Source organism: Ovoidimarina sediminis (assembly GCF_032586175.1).
GTDB classification, from domain to species: Bacteria; Pseudomonadota; Alphaproteobacteria; order Rhodobacterales; family Rhodobacteraceae; genus Ovoidimarina; species Ovoidimarina sediminis.
The window spans coordinates 479655-497207 of the sequence record NZ_JAWHTE010000001.1; the positions used below are offsets into that span (position 1 = coordinate 479655).

Here is a 17553-nt window from a genome sequence, read left to right on the forward strand (position 1 = left end):
GGTTACGTTCCCAGGAGGCATGGCTCGGCTCGCGGCAGCCTGCAAATAGACATCACGTGCGTGCCTGGCGATGTCCAATGGGGTATCAAGAACTACTCCCTTTGGCGCCCGGCTCAAACCTTCCCAGACGGGCTGCGTCATATGGCACATGCTGCACCGGCCAAGCACTATTTCCTGGGCCATTTCGAAGCCATCGGCCTCCAAAAAGGCCACTGTGCGAGGATCTGTATCTGCCGCCTGTGAAACCGCATCCTGACCGGCATTGTCAGCATACGGACCGGGAAGGCTGGAAAGCCACATGATCGCAATGAAGATCACCACCGTTGCCGGCCATGTCCAGGTTGGATTTCTGGAGCGTGCATGGATCGAATTGAAGTAGTGGCGGATCGTAACCCCCATGAGGAACACCAGCACTGCGATCAACCAGCTCCAATGCACTCCGAAGGCGAGCGGGTAATGGTTCGAGAGCATCAGAAAAATGACCGGTAGCGTCAGGTAGTTGTTATGGGTCGATCGCAATTTTGCTATCTTTCCGTATCTTGCAACCGGGGACCGGCCCGCCCGAAGATCCGCGACCACAATCTTCTGGTTTGGAATGATCACCAGGAAGACGTTGGCTGACATGATCGTCGCCGTGAACGCGCCAAGATGCAGAAGCGCGGCCCGCCCTGAAAACACCTGATGATACCCCCACGACATCGCAAGCAGCACCACGAACAAGAGTGCCATCAGGAGCGTCGGCCGTTCGCCGAGCGGTGATTTGCATAGCATGTCATAGGCAAGCCATCCCACCGTCAGGGAGCCAGCGGAAAGGAGGATCGCCTGCCAAACCGCGAGATCCGCTTTCGCGTGATCGATGAGGTAAAGCTCCGCTCCGGCCCAATAGACGATTGCAAGCAAGGCTGCCCCGGACAGCCACGTCGCATAACTCTCCCATTTGAACCAAGTTAGGTGATCTGGCATCGCATCGGGCGCGACCAGATATTTCTGGATATGGTAGAACCCGCCCCCGTGCACCTGCCATTCCTCGCCATCCGCGGGTCCGGGAATGGTGCGGTTCAGTCCAAGATCCAGGGCGATGAAGTAAAAGGAGGATCCGATCCAAGCGATGGCCGTGACAACGTGCAGCCAGCGCGCGGCAAATCCCAGCCACTCCCAGATTATTGCGAATTCGTACATGCCTGCCCCGGTTTTCAACCCATGAAAGCCTAGCCCGTTCGCCCGGAAGCAGCTATTCGGAAAAAGAGCCGAAGAGTTTCAAACAAGAACCGATAATCACCCGTGCAACGATCCAGGATGCTAAGGTCATGTCCTACCTAGACAACATCCGCACCTTCACGCGCGTCCACGAATTGGGCTCCATGTCCGCGGCCGCCCGCGATCAGCGCATCTCGCCTGCGGTCGCATCGGCACGGATCGCGCAACTCGAAGGGCATCTTGGCGTCCGCCTCTTTCAGCGCTCTACCCGCAGTCTGAAACCGACCGAACAAGGCCGCCTGTTCTATGAGGGCGCCTGCAAGGTGATCGAAGCTCTCGACGCTGCGGAAGCCGCCGTCATGAGTGTCACGAAGAGCCCGCGCGGAACGCTCTTTGTGGCGGCGCCCCTTGGGGCGGGCCGCCGCTTCATCGCGCCGCTCGTGCCGGAATTCAAGGCGGCCTACCCGGATATCGACCTCCGCCTTCGCCTGTCGGATAGGCGGATAGACCTCACGGCAGAGGGTATCGACCTGGCCCTGTTTCTTGGCGTGCCGGAGGATTCCACGCTGAAGCTTAAGAAAATCGCAAGCTGTCCTCGCCTTCTCTGCGCGGCACCGGCCTACGTTGCACGGCGCGGAACACCCAAGACCGGCGAAGAAATCGTGTCGGACAATCACGAGTGCCTCAACCTCCGGTTCCCCGGGGCCCCGGAATTCCGCTGGCTTCTCCAGACCGAAACCGGCCTGGAACGTTTCTCCGTCTCAGGTCCCTTCGAATCCGACGATGGAGACGTTCTGCTCGACTGGGCGCTCGACGGCCATGGCATCGTCCTAAAACCGATGTTCGAAGTCGCAGAGCACCTTGCCGCTGGTCGCCTTGTCCCGGTTGCCGAGGCAACGCCCCCCCTGCCGGTAACACTGGGCTTCCTTTATGCACACCGCCGTCTTCAGGATCCCAAGGTGCGCCTTTTCATGGATTTCGCTGCCGGGCGTATCGCCGATCAACTTCCGCGATAAGTCGAGTACCCGAAGGGCGACAGCAGAAGCGGCACGTGATAATGCGCCGCTTCCGAAAGGCCGAACCGGATCGGGATCACATCCAGGAAACGAGGCGCTCCGCTCCGGACACCCAGCGACTCGAGATAGGCCCCGGCGTGAAACTCCAGCTCGTATTCCCCGGGTTCGAAAGCGCCTTCTGGCAGGATCGGCGCGTCTGTCCGGCCATCGTCATTCGTGACCATGCGCGCCACTTCCATTCGCCCGTCTCGTGAGAGACGATAAAGGATGATGGACATACCTGCAGCCGGCGCACCCCGGGCCGTATCAAGAACATGCGTTGTCAGATATCCCGCCATACCCTGCCTCTTTTGGTCCGATGGCCCATTTTGCGACGAACCGCGCTTGAGGAAAACGTCTTTACGCGCGAGGCTGTTTCAACATTTTTGCGAAGGACCGGGACGCCGAAACCGGCCATAGGCGTCCTGAAGCGACGAAGGATGACGATATGCGATACCCGCGCGATCTGATTGGCTACGGCCCGAACCCGCCGCAGGCAAATTGGCCAGGCGGCGCCAAGGCCGCGGTTCAGTTCGTGGTGAACTATGAAGAAGGTGGAGAAAACAATCTATTACACGGCGACGCAGCATCAGAGGCCTTTCTTTCCGAAGTCGTGGGCGCCACGGCCTGGCCCGGTCAACGGCACTGGAACATGGAATCGATCTACGAGTACGGGGCGCGCGCCGGCTTCTGGCGCATTTACCGGCTGTTCCAGGAGATGGCGATACGGCCGACGGTCTATGGGGTCGCCACGGCACTCGCACGGGGCCCCGAGCAAGTTGCCGCGATGACCGAGGCGGGGTGGGAAATCGCATCCCACGGATTGAAGTGGATCGAATACAAGGACATGTCGGTTGAGGACGAACGCGCCCAGTTGCACGAAGCAATCCGCCTTCATACCGAAGTTACGGGTGCGCGTCCCAGGGGCTTTTACCTCGGTCGAACTTCAATGCAGACCATCGAACTCGCCTCGACAGAAGGAGCGTTCGATTACCTGTCAGACAGCTACGCCGACGATCTACCCTACTGGATCCGCGTAAGCGGGCGCGACCAGCTAGTTATCCCGTATACGCTCGACGCCAACGACATGCGGTTCGCCACGCCCCAGGGCTTCAACTCGGGCGATCAGTTCGAGGCCTATTTGCGCGACAGCCTCGACGCACTTGTTCTCGAGGGCGAGGCCGGCGCGCCCAGGATGATGTCGGTCGGGCTGCACTGCCGCCTCGCCGGACGACCAGGACGGATCATGGCGCTGCGCCGATTCATGGAGTACATCCAAAGCCGGGGCGACGTCTGGTGCCCAACCCGGATAGAGATCGCAGATCACTGGCGGGCACATCATCCCCCGGCCTCTTCGGAGCGCCCTTCAAAGATGGAAAAACCCCACTTCATAGAGGCTTATGGTGGCATTTTCGAGCATTCTCCCTGGGTCGCCGAGGGCGCGTATGCGCTCGAGCTCGGGGCCGCCCATGACAGGGCGGCCGGTCTCCACAACGCCCTCTGCCGTATCTTCCGCTCAGCATCGGAAGATCAGCGGCGCGGCGTCCTGAACGCGCATCCCGATCTTGCGGGCAAGCTCGCCGCCGCTAAACGCCTCACCGCCGAAAGCACGGCGGAACAAGCCAGCGCGGGGCTCGACGCGCTGACCGACGCCGAACGCGACACCTTCACAGCGCTCAACACCGCCTACACGGAAAAGCACGGCTTTCCCTTCATCATCGCGGTGCGCGACCACGACAAGGCGGGTATCCTTGCCGCCTTCCGCCAACGCCTAGAAAACGATAGCACCACCGAATTCGCGGAAGCGTGCCGCCAGGTCGAACGCATCGCCCTGCACCGACTGAAGGATCTTCTGCCGTGAAGCTCGTCGCCGCTACACTCACCGCCAGCGCCTTTGCGCCATTCGGTGATGTCATCGCGCTGCGCGACACGCCCGACAAGGTGATCAACCAGGGGCTTTGTGGGCGACATCACGATCTCGCGGATCTCGATTTCCACGGTGGCCGTGCCGGGATCAGCCTCTTCGATGCCGAACCGCGCAGTCTGCCCTACAGGCTCGAAATGGTCGAACGCCACCCCGACGGGGCCCAGGCTTTCCTGCCCATGACGGGCCAGCCGTTTCTGGTGATTGTCGCCCCGGATGAGGCAGGACGCCCGGGCATCCCCCGCGCCTTTCTGACGAAACCCCACCAAGGGGTCTGCTACAAAAGAGGCGCGTGGCACGGGGTACTCACCCCGCTCCACGCGCCCGGTCTCTTCGCAGTCGTCGATCGCATCGGGCCGGGCCCCAACCTCGAAGAGCACTGTTTCTCAAAGCCTTACGAGGTAGTCCTGCCCGATTGACCGCGCACTCAGAACGCCACTTCGGTGGCGATCCCCCGTTCGATCGCGATCTCGACAGCTGCCGCAGCCACCGCCAGATCCTGAAGACCCACTCCGGTGCCGTCGAACAGCGTGATCTCCTCGTCCGTCGTCCGCCCCGGATGATCGCCGTTGATTACATCCCCGATCTTCTGCACATCGGCCTCATCGATCAGCCCGGCCTTCACGGCATGCTGCGCCTCGCCCAGGGTGACAGATTGCGCCACCTCGTCGGTGAAAACAGTGGCCCGCGCGAGGATCGCGGCTTCGACTTCCTGCTTGCCCACCGTGTCTGTGCCCATGCAGGCGAGGTGCGTGCCCGGCCGCACATGGGCATCAAGCAGCGTCGGCGCGAAAGACGAGGTGATCGTGATGATCACATCTGCTTCGGCCCCAAGCTGATCCAGCTCCACTCCCTCGAATGGCAGGCCGAGTTCGGCGGCGGTTTCTTCCAGCCGGGACAACATCTCGGGATGGAAATTCCAGCCGATCACCTTCTCGAAGTCGCGCTGCGCGGCCGCTGCACGCATCTGAAAGGCCGATTGGTGGCCGGCACCGATCATTCCCAGAACCTTCGCGTCCCGGCGCGCCAGGTGCCGGATCGACACGGCCGACGCTGCCGCCGTCCGAAGCGCGGTAAGAAGGTTGCCCCCGACGACGGCCCGCGCCCGGCCGGTATCGGCATCGAACAGAAACACGGTGGACTGGTGGTTTGTCAGTCCCTTTGCATCGTTCCCCGGCCAGTACCCCCCCGATTTCAGCCCGAGATGAAGCCCTGCCCGGTCAAAGCCCGATTTGAAGCCATAAAGCGCATCGGCATGACCGATAGCCTCCCGGATCACCGGGAAGTTATAGGCATCGCCCCGCGCCATCGCCCCGAAAGTCGCCTCGACAGCGTCGAAGGCTGCCTCCGCCGAGATGAGCTCGGCGATGGCGCTCTCCGGCACGATGGTCAGCTTGTTTCCTTGCATGACTGCACTTCCATCCGCCATCAGTAGGCTTTCCCGCGTGCCGAAATCGGCCAGATCGTCTCGACCTTCCCGTTCCGCACACCGACATACCAATCATGTACGTTGCAGGTCGGGTCGCAGTGTCCCGGCACGAGCTTCAGCTTGTCGTTCACCTTCAGAACGCCCTCAGGATCCATCACCACGCCATGCTCGTCCGAGCATTTGATGTATTCCACGTCGTCACGCCCGTAGATTACGGGCAATCCGCTATCGACCGACTGGGCCTTCAGGCCGGCATCCACGATTGCCTTGTCGGCCTTCGCATGGCTCATCACGCTTGTCAGAATGAAGAGCGCGTTCTCCCACTCCCCCTCGTCGATCCGATTGCCGTCCTTGTCGAGGATCCGGCCGTAATCGGCATCCATGAAGGCGTAGGAGCCGCACTGAAGCTCGTTGTAAACGCCCGAATTCGACTCGAAGTAATAACTGCCTGTGCCGCCGCCGCCGACGATATCGCACTCAAGCCCTTCCGCCTTCAGAGTATCCACGGCGTCCTTAACCATCGCCACAGCGATGTCGAGCTTGGCCTTCCGATCGTCATAGCTGTCCATGTGCTGCATCGCGCCCTGATAGGCCTGGATGCCAGCGAACTTCAGGCCGGGTGCCGCGTCGATCGCCTTCGCGATCTCGACAACCTCGGGCGTCGTCGTCACGCCGCAACGGCCCGCGCCACAATCGATCTCGACAAGGCACTCGATCTCGGTCCCGTGCGTCTGGGCTGCTGCCGACAGATCGGCCACGTTCTCCACGTCGTCGACGCAGCAGATCGTCCGCGCGCCCAGCTTCGGCATCCGCGCCAGCCGGTCGATCTTCGCCGGATCGCGCACCTGGTTCGACACCAGAACATCCTTGATCCCGCCGCGGGCGAACACCTCCGCCTCGCTCACTTTCTGGCAGCAAACGCCAACCGACCCGCCGAGTGTCTCCTGAAGCTTCGCCACGTCGACCGATTTGTGCATCTTGCCGTGCACGCGGTGACGCATGCCATGCGCCTTCGCATAGTCGCCCATCTTCTTGATGTTCCGCTCCAGTGCGTCGAGGTCGAGCACGAGGCACGGGGTCTGGATCTCACTTTCATCCATGCCGATCGCGGCGGGGATGTCATAGCCTACTTCAAGGCCCTCGAATTTCGTCGGTGCATTCATCTCAATTTCCTCCGAAGTCACTGAATCCAGGGCAGTTTGTCGAGATCGACATTGCCCCCGGTGATAATCACGCCAACCCGCTTGCCCGCGAACCGGTCCTTGTTCTTCAGGATGGTCGCAAGCGGCACGGCACAGCTTGGCTCCATCACGATCTTCATGCGCTGCCAGGTCAGCTTCATCGCGTCGATGATCTCCTGCTCACTCGCGGTCAGGATGTCGGTCACGTGGTTCGACACGAAATGCCAGGTCAACTCCTTGAGCGGCACCTTAAGCCCGTCGGCAATCGTCACCGGCGCATCGTCGGCGATGATGTGCCCCGCCTTGAAGCTGCGGTAGGCATCATCGGCCTGCTCGGGTTCCGCGGCTATGATTTCCACCTCGGGCGCGATGTTCGACAGGGTCAGGCAGGTGCCCGAAATCATGCCGCCGCCCCCGATCGGGGCCACCATCATGTCGACGCCGTCTGTCTGCTCCATGAACTCGCGCGAACACGTGCCCTGCCCCGCGATCACCCGCGGATCGTTATAGGGATGCACGAATTCGCCACCGGTCTCGGCCTGCACCCGGGCGAACACTTCCTCGCGCGACGATGTCGAGGGTTCGCACTCGGTGATCTTCCCGCCATAGCCCCGAACAGCGGCCTTTTTCGCCTCGGGCGCCGTGCGCGGCATCACCACATTGCAGGGAATGCCACGGCGCCCCGCTGCATAAGACAGCGACAGCGCATGGTTCCCCGAGGAATGCGTGCAGACGCCCTTCTGCGTCTGCGCATCATCCAAACCGAACACGGCATTCGACGCTCCGCGCACCTTGAAGGCCCCCGCCTTCTGAAAGTTTTCGCATTTGAAGAACAGCTCAGCCCCGACCAGATCGTTGAAATAGCTCGAGGTTAGAACCGGTGTGCGATGAATATGCGGTTTGATCCGCTCATGCGCCGTCACCACATCCTCATAGGTCGGGATGTACATCTCGTTCATATCCTTCATCACGCAGCTTCCTTGGTCAGAACCACGTCACCGTGGCGATACACCGATTGTGCGGCGGCCACACCGGAGCCCAGCGTGACCGGCAGACCAAGGTCGACCATCGCCATCTCCGCGGTCGCGATACCGGTCAGTGCCAGCGGGGCCGACAGCTGGCCCAGATGCCCGATCCGGAACACCTTGCCCGCAACCTCACCAAGCCCGACACCGAACGCCATCTCGTAGTTCTCGGCGGCATGCGTCACGATACGCGTCGCGTCGAACCCTTCGGGCGTGCGGATCGCACTCACCGAATCCGAGTAGAACTGCGGCTCCCTCGCACAAAGCGAAAGGCCCCAGGCCCGCACGGCGGCCCGAACACCATCGGCGATCCGGCGATGCCGGGCAAAAACGTTGTCGAGCCCTTCGTCCAGCAGCATGTCACAGGCCTGTTTGAGGCCGTTCATGAGGCCCACCGCCGGCGTATAGGGATAGCCCGATTTAGCGTAACCTGCCTGCATGTCGCGAAGATCGAAGAAAGTCCGCGGCAGTTTTGCGGTTTCCATCGCCGAAAGCGCCTTCTGCGACACCCCGAGGATCGCAAGGCCTGCGGGTAGCATGAACCCCTTTTGCGATCCGGTCACGGCGATATCGACGCCCCACTCATCCATACGGAAATCCATGGATCCGATCGAACTCACACCATCGACCATGAACAACGCCGGGTGCCCCGCCTTGTCCATCGCGCGGCGAACAGCGGAGATATCGGAAAGAACGCCGGTCGCGGTCTCGTTGTGGGTCGCAAGCACGGCCTTGATCGCGTGGCCCGTGTCCGCGGCCAGAGCTTCCTCGTACCGATCCGCCGGCAGCCCCTCGCCCCAGGGCGTCTCGATCACCTGGACGTCAAGCCCGAAGCGCTCGCACATATCGATCCAGCGATGCGAGAACATGCCGTTCCGCCCCACGAGAACCTTGTCCCCGGGCGACAGCGTGTTCGCAATCGCCGTCTCCCAGCCGCCTGTGCCGCTCGCGGGGAAGATGAACGCCTCACCTGTCTCGGTCTTCAGCACCTTCTTCACGGCGGCGAGCGCGGGGTGCAGGATCTCGGCGAATGCAGCCGAACGGTGATCCATCGTCGGCATGTCGATCGCCTTGCGCAGGCTTTCGGGCATATTCGTCGGCCCGGGAATGAAAACGGGGTTCTGGGATGTCATGCGAGTGCTCCTCTCCTCGTGCTGAGGTAGATCTACGGCCTTACTCCGCCACGCACAATTTTTTTGAAATTATTTTTTGAGTGATGAAAAAATATATCTTTGCAATAATTTCATACACTTGCTTTTTTCGCTAACTGAAAATATTTTTTGAACCAGCTCAGACAACCAGAGATCGCCATGGCAGATCAGCCCAGACGCAGCCGCGGACGCCCGCGTGCGTTCAACGACAAGACCGAACAGAACACAATCCAGTCGCTCGATCGCGCGATGATGATTCTCGAAACACTCGGCGAAACCGGCGGCCTGACGCTCACAGAACTCGCCTCGCGCCTCGATCAGTCGCCCGCCACCGCCTACCGGGTCCTCACCACACTTGAAACGCGCGGTATCGTGGAACTCGACCAGCAACGCCAGTCCTGGCATGTCGGCGCAGGCGCCTTCCGCATCGGCTCGGCCTTCCTGCGACGCACGAACCTCGTCGAACGCGCACGGCCTGTCATGCAGCGTCTGATGGAGGTGACTGGCGAAACCGCCAACCTCGGCGTCGAAAATGCCCGCCACGTCCTCTTTGTCAGCCAGGTGGAAACTCACGCTTCGATCCGCGCCTTCTTCCCCCCCGGCACCCAGTCTCCGATGCACGCCTCGGGCATCGGCAAGGCCCTGCTCGCCCAGTTCGATGAACCTCGCCTCAACGCCATCGTCTCCAACGGGCTTGAGCGCTTCACATCACGCACACTCACCAATGCCTCCGCCCTTCTCTCCGATCTTGCGGCCACGCGCCGGCGCGGCTACTCCATCGACGACGAGGAGCGTAACGAAGGAATGCGCTGCGTCGCCGCTCCGGTCTTCAACGCGACCGGCCTCGCGGTCGCGGGCATTTCGATCTCCGGGCCCACGGCGCGCATCTCCGGCGACCGCATTGCGCCATTCGGCGAAGAAGTACGAACCGCCGCGACTGAACTCTCCCGCCTTCTGGGGGCCCCATGAGCAACCGCACTGCCCTGATCCTTTTTTCAACCATCGTGATCGCACTTCTCCTTCTGATCGTGCTCTGGCCCGACGGCGCTGTCTTCCTCGCCCGCAAATTCGCCGACCTCATTCACTGGATTGCGTTCTGGCGCTAACGGGATTCCGGTTGACCTTCCTCGCGGAACATCGTTGGTAACGCCAAATCGACATCGCCACGGAGAATGACATGACGGTCAAGGTCGCCATCAACGGATTCGGACGCATCGGGCGGAACGTGCTGCGCGCAATCGTGGAATCGGGACGCACCGATATCGAGGTGGTCGCGATCAACGACCTCGGGCCGGTGGAAACCAACGCCCACCTCCTGCGTTACGACAGCGTGCATGGCCGTTTCCCTGCAGCGGTAAAGACGACCGAAAGCACCATCGACGTCGGCTCCGGTCCGATCGAGGTTTCGGCCATCCGCAACCCCGCCGACCTGCCCTGGGGCCACGTCGACATCGTCATGGAATGCACGGGAATCTTCACCGCCCGCGACAAGGCCGCCATACACCTGGAAAACGGCGCGAGCCGCGTTCTGGTCTCCGCACCATCCTCGGGCGCGGACAAAACAATCGTCTACGGCGTGAACCACGACACGTTGACCTCCGACGATCTCGTCGTCTCCAACGCCTCCTGCACGACGAACTGCCTCTCGCCGGTGGCCAAGGTGCTGAATGACGAGATCGGGATCGTGAAGGGTTTCATGACCACGATCCACAGCTACACGGGCGACCAGCCGACGCTCGACACGATGCACAAGGATCTTTACCGCGCCCGCGCCGCCGCCATGTCGATGATCCCGACATCGACGGGTGCCGCAAAGGCCGTGGGCATTGTGCTTCCGGAACTCAACGGCAAGCTCGACGGCGTCGCGATCCGCGTCCCCACGCCCAACGTGTCCGTTGTCGATCTCACGTTCGAGGCCGCTCGCGAAACCAGCGTCGAAGAGATCAACACGGCGATCCGCAACGCCGCTGACGGCAACCTCAAGGGCATTCTCGGCTACACCGACGAAAGCCTCGTTTCGATCGACTTCAACCACGATCCCCATTCCTCGATCTTCCACACCGATCAGACCAAGGTGATGGAAGGCACGATGTGCCGGATCCTTACGTGGTACGATAACGAATGGGGCTTCTCGAACCGCATGTCGGACACCGCGGTCGTGATGGGCAAGTTGATCTGACAATCAGCCAACCCACTGAAGTCAAAGGGCGTCGCGCTGCGGCGCCCTTTCATTTTGCGTTCCATGCTGCATTGCAGAAAACGCATAGCCGCCTTTCGCATTCATCGCTGGTTTAGCGCTAACGCATACCCATATTAGACCCGTGGCCGATGGGCGGCCACAGACACACGACGAAGGAACGGAGACAGGATATGAAACGTCTCTCAAGCAAACTCCGGCATGCAGCCCACCGTTACTCCGAGTATCGGCGGATCGTGACCGAAATCGAGGGCATGTCGCAGCGCGAAGCCGACGACCTCGGCATTCACCGGAACGACGCCCGGGAAATCGCCCGGCAAGCCGTTTACGGCTGACACCAACACCCACGGCGCCGCATGCCAGAAAGGCGCGGCACCGCGAACCGGGAGCTTCGGCACCCGGTCGAACCCGAATGAAAAGGAGCTCGTCGAATGACCGGCATCTTCAAAGACCTGCGCACCGCCGCCCACAATCGCGTGGCGTATATGCGCACCGTTCGCGAGATCGAATCCATGCCACTTAACACGGCGATCGATCTCGACATCTATCCGCCCGATGCGCGCAAGATCGCGCGCAAGGCGGTTTACGGCCGCTGATCGGCGTTCAGCGCTTGCATCGCAAGGAAGCGGGGTGGCCAAGTGCCGCCCCGTTTCGTTTCAGGTGGCTGCAAAACGCTCTTTCAAAGCCGCCTGCACGGCCGGAGAGACGAACCGGCTGACATCCCCGCCCAGCCGCGCGATCTCTTTCACAAGTTTCGAGGCAATCGCCTGATGCTCGGCTTCGGCCATCAGAAACACGGTCTCGATTTCGTCATCGAGCACCCTGTTCATTCCGACCATCTGGAATTCATATTCGAAATCCGCCACCGCCCGAAGGCCGCGGATGATGATCCCCGCCCCCACGTCGCGGGCGCAGTCGATCAGAAGATTCTCAAACGGATGTGCAATGATCTCCACACCGCGCCTTTCGGCGATCTCGGCGCATTCGCCCTCGATCATTGCCACGCGTTCTTCCAGGGAAAACAACGGGCCCTTGTCCCGATTTATCGCCACACCGATCACCAGCCGGTCCACCAGAACCGTTGCCCGCTCGATGATATCGAGGTGGCCATTGGTCACCGGATCGAACGTGCCCGGATATAAACCGATCCGCATGGATGTCTCCCACTGTCCCTGCGCCGGTTCTACCCCTCGCCGTCCTGACTTGTCCACAAGATGCCCCTGGTCGGGGTCAGAAGCCCATGATCATCCCTTCAAGGGCATCCTTTTCCATCTTCACCTCTTCGAGGCGGTATTTCACCACGTCGCCCAGCGTGATCAGACCGACAAGCTTGCCATCCTCGACAACCGGCATGTGCCGGAACCGGCCCGCCGTCATCTTCGCAAGTATCTCATCGGCCTTGTCCGCCCGCTCGCAGGTGACCAGGTCCTTCGTCATCATCTCCGCAACCGTCTCCGACAGGCATCCATGCCCGCGCCGTCCGATTTCGCGTACGATGTCACGCTCCGACAGTATACCCAGCGCGCTCGCCCCGTCCTCCGAAACGACAAGCGAACCGATCCGCCGCTCCGAGAGCATCGCTGCGGCATCTGAGATCAGCTTGTCCGGCGCAATGGTCAAAACATCGCCAGAGCCTTTGGAGTTCAGGATTTTTGCCACGGTCATACCCTGGCCCTCCCTTTCGTAATAAAGCTTTTGCAAGCGTGGCTTGGCGGGGCCGGGCCTGTCAAGCTTGGGCTTCAAGCCGGGCGATTTCGGCGCGAAGCCCCGCCACCACCAGTTCTGCGACCCGGGCAAGGCCAACACGCCGCCTGTCGTTTTGGTGGCGCACCAGCCAGAAGGTCCGCTTGAGCGACAGTTCGCCCTCCAAAACGCGCCGCACCCCGGGCAGGAACGGCAGCATAAAATCATGCACGATCCCCACCCCGCCGCCAGCCCGCAGGAGATGCCCCTGCACCGAAACCGAGTTCGACGCCAGTTCCGCCGTAACGCCACCAGCTTCTGACAGGTAATCAAGCTCACGGTCAAAGATCATATCGGGCACGTAACCCACGATCGTATGCGTCCCAAGATCCGCCAACCGTGTCAGCGGCTCGGCCCCGGCAAGATAGACTTCCGCTGCTGCAAGATGCAGCCGGTAGTCCGACACCCGTTCCCCATACAGCCGCGCCGCATCCGGCGGGCTGACGGCAATGGCCAGATCCGCCTCGCGCTTCGACAGGTTGAAGACCCTGGGCAGCGCGATGATCTGGATCTCCAGCTTCGGATGCGCCGCTCGGATCGCGGCGGCAACCTGAGGCAGAAGGAAGTTGGCACACCCATCCGGCGCCCCGATCCGGATCGTCCCATCAAGAATGTCGGCCGATCCCCTAAGCGCATCCTCCGCTCCCGACAGCGCCCGCTCCGCCTCTTCCGCCCGCGCCACCAACTGCTCCCCCGCCCGCGTAAGCGCATAGCCTTGGGGCGACTTCAGGAACAACGCCTCGCCCAGCGATTGCTCCAGCCGCGCGATCCTCCGCCCAACGGTCGCCGGATCGATCCGCAATCCCTGCCCCGCCGCCGAAAGGCTGCCGCCCCGCGCCACAGCGAGGAAAACACGCAGATCATCCCAGTTCATATCAACGCCCCATCCTGCAAAAATGCAAAACGATTTTGGCCAACTGTCTCTTTTCCACCCGATTGCGCAAGACTAAACTCGCGCGCGATATCCAGGGCATCATTCGGGAGGATCCGATGGAAGAGCTGTCTCACTTCATTGACGGAAAGCGCGTCGCCGGCACGTCCGGTCGCTTCGCCGACGTTTTCAACCCCGCGACGGGCGAGGTTCAGGCAAAAGTGCCGCTTGCCTCGAAGTCCGAACTCGACGCCGCAGTCGAAAGCGCGGCAAAGGCACAACCCGCTTGGGCCGCAACCAATCCGCAGCGCCGCGCCCGCGTGCTGATGAAATTCGTCCAGCTCCTCAATCGCGACATGGACAAGTTGGCCGAGGCGCTCAGCCGCGAACACGGCAAAACGCTTCCTGACGCCGCGGGCGATGTTCAGCGCGGCCTCGAAGTGGTCGAGTTCTGTATCGGTGCCCCCCACCTCCTCAAAGGCGAATACACCGACAGCGCAGGCCCCGGCATCGACATGTACTCGATGCGCCAGGCGCTGGGCGTCGTCGCCGGGATCACACCCTTCAACTTCCCTGCCATGATCCCGATGTGGAAATTCGCGCCTGCCATCGCCTGCGGCAATGCGTTCATCCTCAAACCGTCCGAGCGCGATCCTTCGGTGCCGATCATGCTGGCCGAACTCATGCAAGAGGCGGGCCTGCCCGACGGCATTCTTCAGGTCGTAAACGGCGACAAGGAATCGGTCGACGCGATACTCGACAACCCGGTCATCCAGGCCGTCGGTTTCGTGGGCTCCACGCCGATCGCTGAATACATCTACTCCCGCGGCTGCGCGAACGGCAAACGGGTGCAGTGTTTTGGCGGCGCCAAGAACCACATGATCGTCATGCCCGATGCCGACATGGATCAGGCCGCCGACGCGCTCGTCGGTGCAGGCTACGGTGCAGCAGGCGAACGCTGCATGGCAATTTCGGTCGCGGTGCCCGTTGGCGATGAAACCGCCGATCGCCTGATCGAAAAGCTCGTGCCCCGCATCGAGGCGCTAAAGGTCGGCCCCTATACGGCAGGCAAGGATGTCGATTACGGCCCCCTTGTCACCGGCGCCGCGAAGGAAAAGGTCCTGGGCCTCGTACAGTCCGGCATCGATCAGGGTGCCGAACTCGTGGTCGATGGCCGCAACTTCGCGCTTCAGGGTTATGAGGACGGCTTCTTCGTCGGCCCCCATCTCTTCGACCGCGTGACCCGCGACATGGATATCTACAAAACAGAGATCTTCGGGCCGGTCCTCTCCACCGTCCGCGCGGAAAGCTACGAGGACGCCCTCGCCCACGCGATGGATCATGAATACGGCAACGGTACAGCGATCTTCACACGCGATGGCGACACTGCCCGCGACTTCGCCAACCGTATCAATATCGGGATGGTGGGCATCAACGTGCCGATCCCCGTGCCGCTCGCCTACCACACGTTTGGCGGTTGGAAGAAGTCGGCATTCGGCGACCTGAACCAGCACGGGCCCGACGCCTTCCGATTCTATACACGGACGAAGACGATCACCGCCCGTTGGCCCTCGGGCATCAAGGAAGGTGGCGAGTTCAGCATTCCGGTCATGGAGTAATCCAGCCCCCGTTCCCAAAAAGAGAAAGGGCGGTCTCACGACCGCCCTTCTTGTGTAACCTTAGTGTGTGGTGCCGTCAGACCATCCTCTTCCGCCGAAGCAGGGCCAGACCGCCAAGCCCGCCAAGAAGCAGGAACCCGGCCGCCGGGATCGGAACCGCAGCATAGAGGTCAACGTGCGACAAACCTTGCTGGAAGCCCTCGGATGTGTACCAGACGATGTCAGGATCACTCGCTGCCTCGGCATCGATAAGGAATGCAAACCAGTCAGGATCGGCTTCGGCACCCTGCCCTACAGCAGCACCGAATTTGAAGATTAGCACATAGAATGGGTATTCGGGATCAGTGGAGATCGAGAACTCGCCGTCAGTACCCGAGGTCAAAGGACCAACAAGTGCATCGGGATCGGAGCCGGAGGTTGGGTCATCGGACTTGTCGATCAGCCCCAACAGCTCAAAATTAATCGAGTCAAGATACGCCGACAGCTCCTCAATATCGTTGTCGGATCCCTCGCCGAACTGCCCTGTTCCCCATGCAACACATTCGACAAACCCGGAATCAACCGAGATTGTCATTGAACGTTCGCCACCATCGCTCGGCTCCATGGGGCCGCCCTCGGTGTCTGCACAGGTCTCTACTGTCGCGGCAAACGCACCGCTGCTCATCATCGTCGCGACACCTGCCGCCACGATGAACGATACAAACTTGTTCATTGAAGCCCCCACTGTTCACCGGCAGCGAACCACTCGCTGCGCCTCACCCACCAACGCCGCGGAAACCGCAAGCGAGATGGCTTTATTTACTGCTTTTGCTGAATCCCCTCAGCACACACATGCCGGAATCCCCACTATGATTACATTGCCAAAATCTCGCCACAATGTGAAACGAATTTCGAAGCAATCGCCCAAATCTGCAGTCTTTGTTTCGCCTGCGCGGCCGGCGCTCGAAGCTTGCGGGGATGGTGCCCAGGCCGCCTGCATCATCCAAGCTTGAGCGAACATTCTGATATCCAAAAGAAAAGGGCGGCCAAGCTGGCCGCCCTTTCCATCACGTGTGTAGGGATTTGGTGTGAACCTCAGGAGGATTTTTTCTTGCGGCGCAGGGCGGCGAGACCACCGAGACCACCAAGAAGCAACCAGCCAGCGGCCGGCAGCGGCACTTGCGGCGGCGGCGGCGGCGTGCCTTCACCGATCACGGCCGAGAATTCCTCGAACCCGCCGGAGGTCTCGTAGCCCACGTCTTCGCAAACCGTTTCACGCCGAAACCTCAAATATTCACAGTTCCAGCCCAGCACGGCGTAAAGCATGAAGTAATCGCCCTCCGCGCCGTCGAACAGCGACGCGTCGATCTTGATTTCCATGTCCTGCTGGCCACTGCCACCACCGAAATCGATGGTGTTGAGCTGCTGACCAAGCGAATAGATCAGCTGCGTGGCCGAGAATTCACCGGTGCCAAACGAGTCGTTTTCACCATCCAGGTCGGTCCAAATCTCGAACTCGAGGATGGTAAGCGTATCCGCACCGCCGCCGTTCGGCTCGTTCCAGTCGGCGAACAGTGTATAGTAGCCGTCCTCTTCGAGGAGCTCGCTCACCAGAAGCGACCGTACGAAGGCGGAGCCAGAGCGTGTTTCGTCGAATTCAGGTGACGGAAGATCGGAATTGTAGCCTTCTTCGATCGGCGAGGATTGCAGCGCGAGGAACGGATCGATGACCCCCGTACCGCCGGTCGGATCGAAATCGATCGCGGTGAATGTCGCGTCCCCGTCAGTGTAGGAGTCGCCCGCTAAGAACAAGTTATGCGTCGCCGCAGACGCGGAACTGGCCGCGAAGGCCATCCCCGCCGCGACAGAAACGGCGAAGGCCGTCTTTGCTTTCAAAGTGGTCATTGTAATTGCCCCCAGATGGCACACACGCAGCCCCCACGGCCGCATTTAGACAGTTGTGACACTAACACGCCGCATTTCCGCCACAAAGCGCAGAAGCGGGTTGGCCCCTGTTTTTCTGCGTATTTTCAGGTGCTTCCCGGAAGGCTTGTTGCGGGTTGAGCGGCAATTCAAGCTGACCCACCAGCATTGTCTTGAGCCCCGAAACAGCCCCGCTTCAGACCCATAGAAGGAACGCACGCGATTCGCAGACTGCAACCATGCGCTTGTGCCACGAAAC

The 17553-nt window shown here is 61.2% G+C and carries 19 protein-coding genes and 1 pseudogene; 9 read left to right on the plus strand and 11 right to left on the minus strand.

Annotated features, from left to right (window positions below):
• Nucleotides 1–278: 278 nt before the first annotated feature.
• Nucleotides 279–1179 (minus strand): annotated as a pseudogene (locus RXV90_RS02350) (urate hydroxylase PuuD); the annotation flags it as partial.
• A 128-nt stretch (nucleotides 1180–1307) separates the two neighbouring features.
• Here RXV90_RS02350 and RXV90_RS02355 point away from each other — a divergent pair.
• Nucleotides 1308–2213 (plus strand): LysR family transcriptional regulator, encoded by a 906-nt coding sequence (locus tag RXV90_RS02355; protein WP_316646633.1) that lies wholly within the window; start codon nucleotides 1308–1310, stop codon nucleotides 2211–2213.
• Here the strand turns inward: RXV90_RS02355 and uraH are convergent.
• Nucleotides 2198–2551, minus strand: coding sequence for a hydroxyisourate hydrolase (uraH, locus tag RXV90_RS02360; RefSeq protein ID WP_316646634.1), 354 nt, complete (start codon nucleotides 2549–2551; stop codon nucleotides 2198–2200). The genes RXV90_RS02355 and uraH overlap by 16 nt on opposite strands.
• Before the next feature lie 149 nt (nucleotides 2552–2700).
• Between uraH and puuE the strand changes: the two genes are divergently transcribed.
• Nucleotides 2701–4113 carry an allantoinase PuuE gene (gene puuE / locus RXV90_RS02365; RefSeq protein WP_316646635.1) on the plus strand — a complete coding sequence of 471 codons (1413 nt, stop codon included), beginning with the start codon at nucleotides 2701–2703 and terminating at the stop codon, nucleotides 4111–4113.
• The gene (locus RXV90_RS02370; protein WP_316646636.1) at nucleotides 4110–4595 is read left to right on the plus strand and encodes an ureidoglycolate lyase; all 486 of its coding nucleotides are present in this window, start codon (nucleotides 4110–4112) and stop codon (nucleotides 4593–4595) included. Before puuE ends, RXV90_RS02370 begins: the two co-directional genes overlap by 4 nt.
• A gap of 8 nt (nucleotides 4596–4603) precedes the next feature.
• On the opposite strand, the gene bhcD is transcribed toward RXV90_RS02370, so the two are convergent.
• From bhcD to bhcA, 4 genes are read right to left on the minus strand one after another with little or no spacing between them, the layout of a single operon-like run.
• Nucleotides 4604–5569: an iminosuccinate reductase BhcD gene (gene bhcD, locus RXV90_RS02375; RefSeq protein WP_316646777.1), complete on the minus strand. Its 966-nt coding sequence runs from the start codon at nucleotides 5567–5569 to the stop codon at nucleotides 4604–4606.
• A 35-nt stretch (nucleotides 5570–5604) separates the two neighbouring features.
• Entirely contained in the window at nucleotides 5605–6768 is a 1164-nt protein-coding gene (bhcC, locus tag RXV90_RS02380; protein ID WP_316646637.1) for a 3-hydroxy-D-aspartate aldolase BhcC, read from the minus strand.
• Between the two features lie 17 nt (nucleotides 6769–6785).
• Nucleotides 6786–7754 (minus strand): beta-hydroxyaspartate dehydratase BhcB, encoded by a 969-nt coding sequence (bhcB, locus tag RXV90_RS02385; protein ID WP_316646638.1) that lies wholly within the window; start codon nucleotides 7752–7754, stop codon nucleotides 6786–6788.
• Nucleotides 7754–8944, minus strand: coding sequence for an L-aspartate--glyoxylate aminotransferase BhcA (bhcA, locus tag RXV90_RS02390; protein ID WP_316646639.1), 1191 nt, complete (start codon nucleotides 8942–8944; stop codon nucleotides 7754–7756). The genes bhcB and bhcA overlap by 1 nt, the downstream gene beginning before the upstream one ends.
• A gap of 177 nt (nucleotides 8945–9121) precedes the next feature.
• Here bhcA and bhcR point away from each other — a divergent pair, with 177 nt between their 5' ends.
• The 5 genes from bhcR to RXV90_RS02415 all read left to right on the plus strand — a co-directional run bounded on the left by bhcR (nucleotide 9122) and on the right by RXV90_RS02415 (nucleotide 11755).
• Nucleotides 9122–9931 carry an HTH-type transcriptional regulator BhcR gene (gene bhcR, locus RXV90_RS02395; RefSeq protein ID WP_316646640.1) on the plus strand — a complete coding sequence of 270 codons (810 nt, stop codon included), beginning with the start codon at nucleotides 9122–9124 and terminating at the stop codon, nucleotides 9929–9931.
• Nucleotides 9928–10068: a hypothetical protein gene (locus tag RXV90_RS02400; protein WP_316646641.1), complete on the plus strand. Its 141-nt coding sequence runs from the start codon at nucleotides 9928–9930 to the stop codon at nucleotides 10066–10068. The genes bhcR and RXV90_RS02400 overlap by 4 nt, the downstream gene beginning before the upstream one ends.
• 71 nt (nucleotides 10069–10139) lie before the next feature.
• Nucleotides 10140–11141, plus strand: a complete 1002-nt coding sequence (gap, locus tag RXV90_RS02405; protein ID WP_316646642.1) for a type I glyceraldehyde-3-phosphate dehydrogenase — start codon at nucleotides 10140–10142, stop codon at nucleotides 11139–11141.
• A gap of 191 nt (nucleotides 11142–11332) precedes the next feature.
• Nucleotides 11333–11494, plus strand: a complete 162-nt coding sequence (locus RXV90_RS02410) for a DUF1127 domain-containing protein (protein ID WP_316646643.1) — start codon at nucleotides 11333–11335, stop codon at nucleotides 11492–11494.
• Between the two features lie 96 nt (nucleotides 11495–11590).
• On the plus strand, nucleotides 11591–11755 hold the full coding sequence (locus RXV90_RS02415; RefSeq protein WP_316646644.1) for a hypothetical protein: 165 nt from the start codon (nucleotides 11591–11593) through the stop codon (nucleotides 11753–11755).
• A gap of 60 nt (nucleotides 11756–11815) precedes the next feature.
• On the opposite strand, the gene coaD is transcribed toward RXV90_RS02415, so the two are convergent.
• The 3 genes from coaD to RXV90_RS02430 all read right to left on the minus strand — a co-directional run bounded on the left by coaD (nucleotide 11816) and on the right by RXV90_RS02430 (nucleotide 13776).
• Nucleotides 11816–12313, minus strand: a complete 498-nt coding sequence (gene coaD / locus RXV90_RS02420; RefSeq protein WP_316646645.1) for a pantetheine-phosphate adenylyltransferase — start codon at nucleotides 12311–12313, stop codon at nucleotides 11816–11818.
• Between the two features lie 76 nt (nucleotides 12314–12389).
• Complete coding sequence (locus RXV90_RS02425; protein ID WP_316646646.1) at nucleotides 12390–12824, minus strand: CBS domain-containing protein; 435 nt, start codon at nucleotides 12822–12824, stop codon at nucleotides 12390–12392.
• A 61-nt stretch (nucleotides 12825–12885) separates the two neighbouring features.
• Nucleotides 12886–13776 (minus strand): LysR family transcriptional regulator, encoded by an 891-nt coding sequence (locus tag RXV90_RS02430; RefSeq protein ID WP_316646647.1) that lies wholly within the window; start codon nucleotides 13774–13776, stop codon nucleotides 12886–12888.
• Between the two features lie 116 nt (nucleotides 13777–13892).
• Here RXV90_RS02430 and RXV90_RS02435 point away from each other — a divergent pair, with 116 nt between their 5' ends.
• Complete coding sequence (locus tag RXV90_RS02435) at nucleotides 13893–15392, plus strand: CoA-acylating methylmalonate-semialdehyde dehydrogenase (RefSeq protein ID WP_316646649.1); 1500 nt, start codon at nucleotides 13893–13895, stop codon at nucleotides 15390–15392.
• Nucleotides 15393–15468: 76 nt separating this feature from the next.
• Here RXV90_RS02435 and RXV90_RS02440 read toward each other — a convergent pair whose 3' ends face one another.
• Together RXV90_RS02440 and RXV90_RS02445 are read right to left on the minus strand one after the other, a co-directional pair.
• Complete coding sequence (locus RXV90_RS02440; protein WP_316646650.1) at nucleotides 15469–16104, minus strand: VPLPA-CTERM sorting domain-containing protein; 636 nt, start codon at nucleotides 16102–16104, stop codon at nucleotides 15469–15471.
• A gap of 362 nt (nucleotides 16105–16466) precedes the next feature.
• Nucleotides 16467–17225: a VPLPA-CTERM sorting domain-containing protein gene (locus RXV90_RS02445; RefSeq protein WP_316646651.1), complete on the minus strand. Its 759-nt coding sequence runs from the start codon at nucleotides 17223–17225 to the stop codon at nucleotides 16467–16469.
• Between the last annotated feature and the right edge of the window lie 328 nt (nucleotides 17226–17553).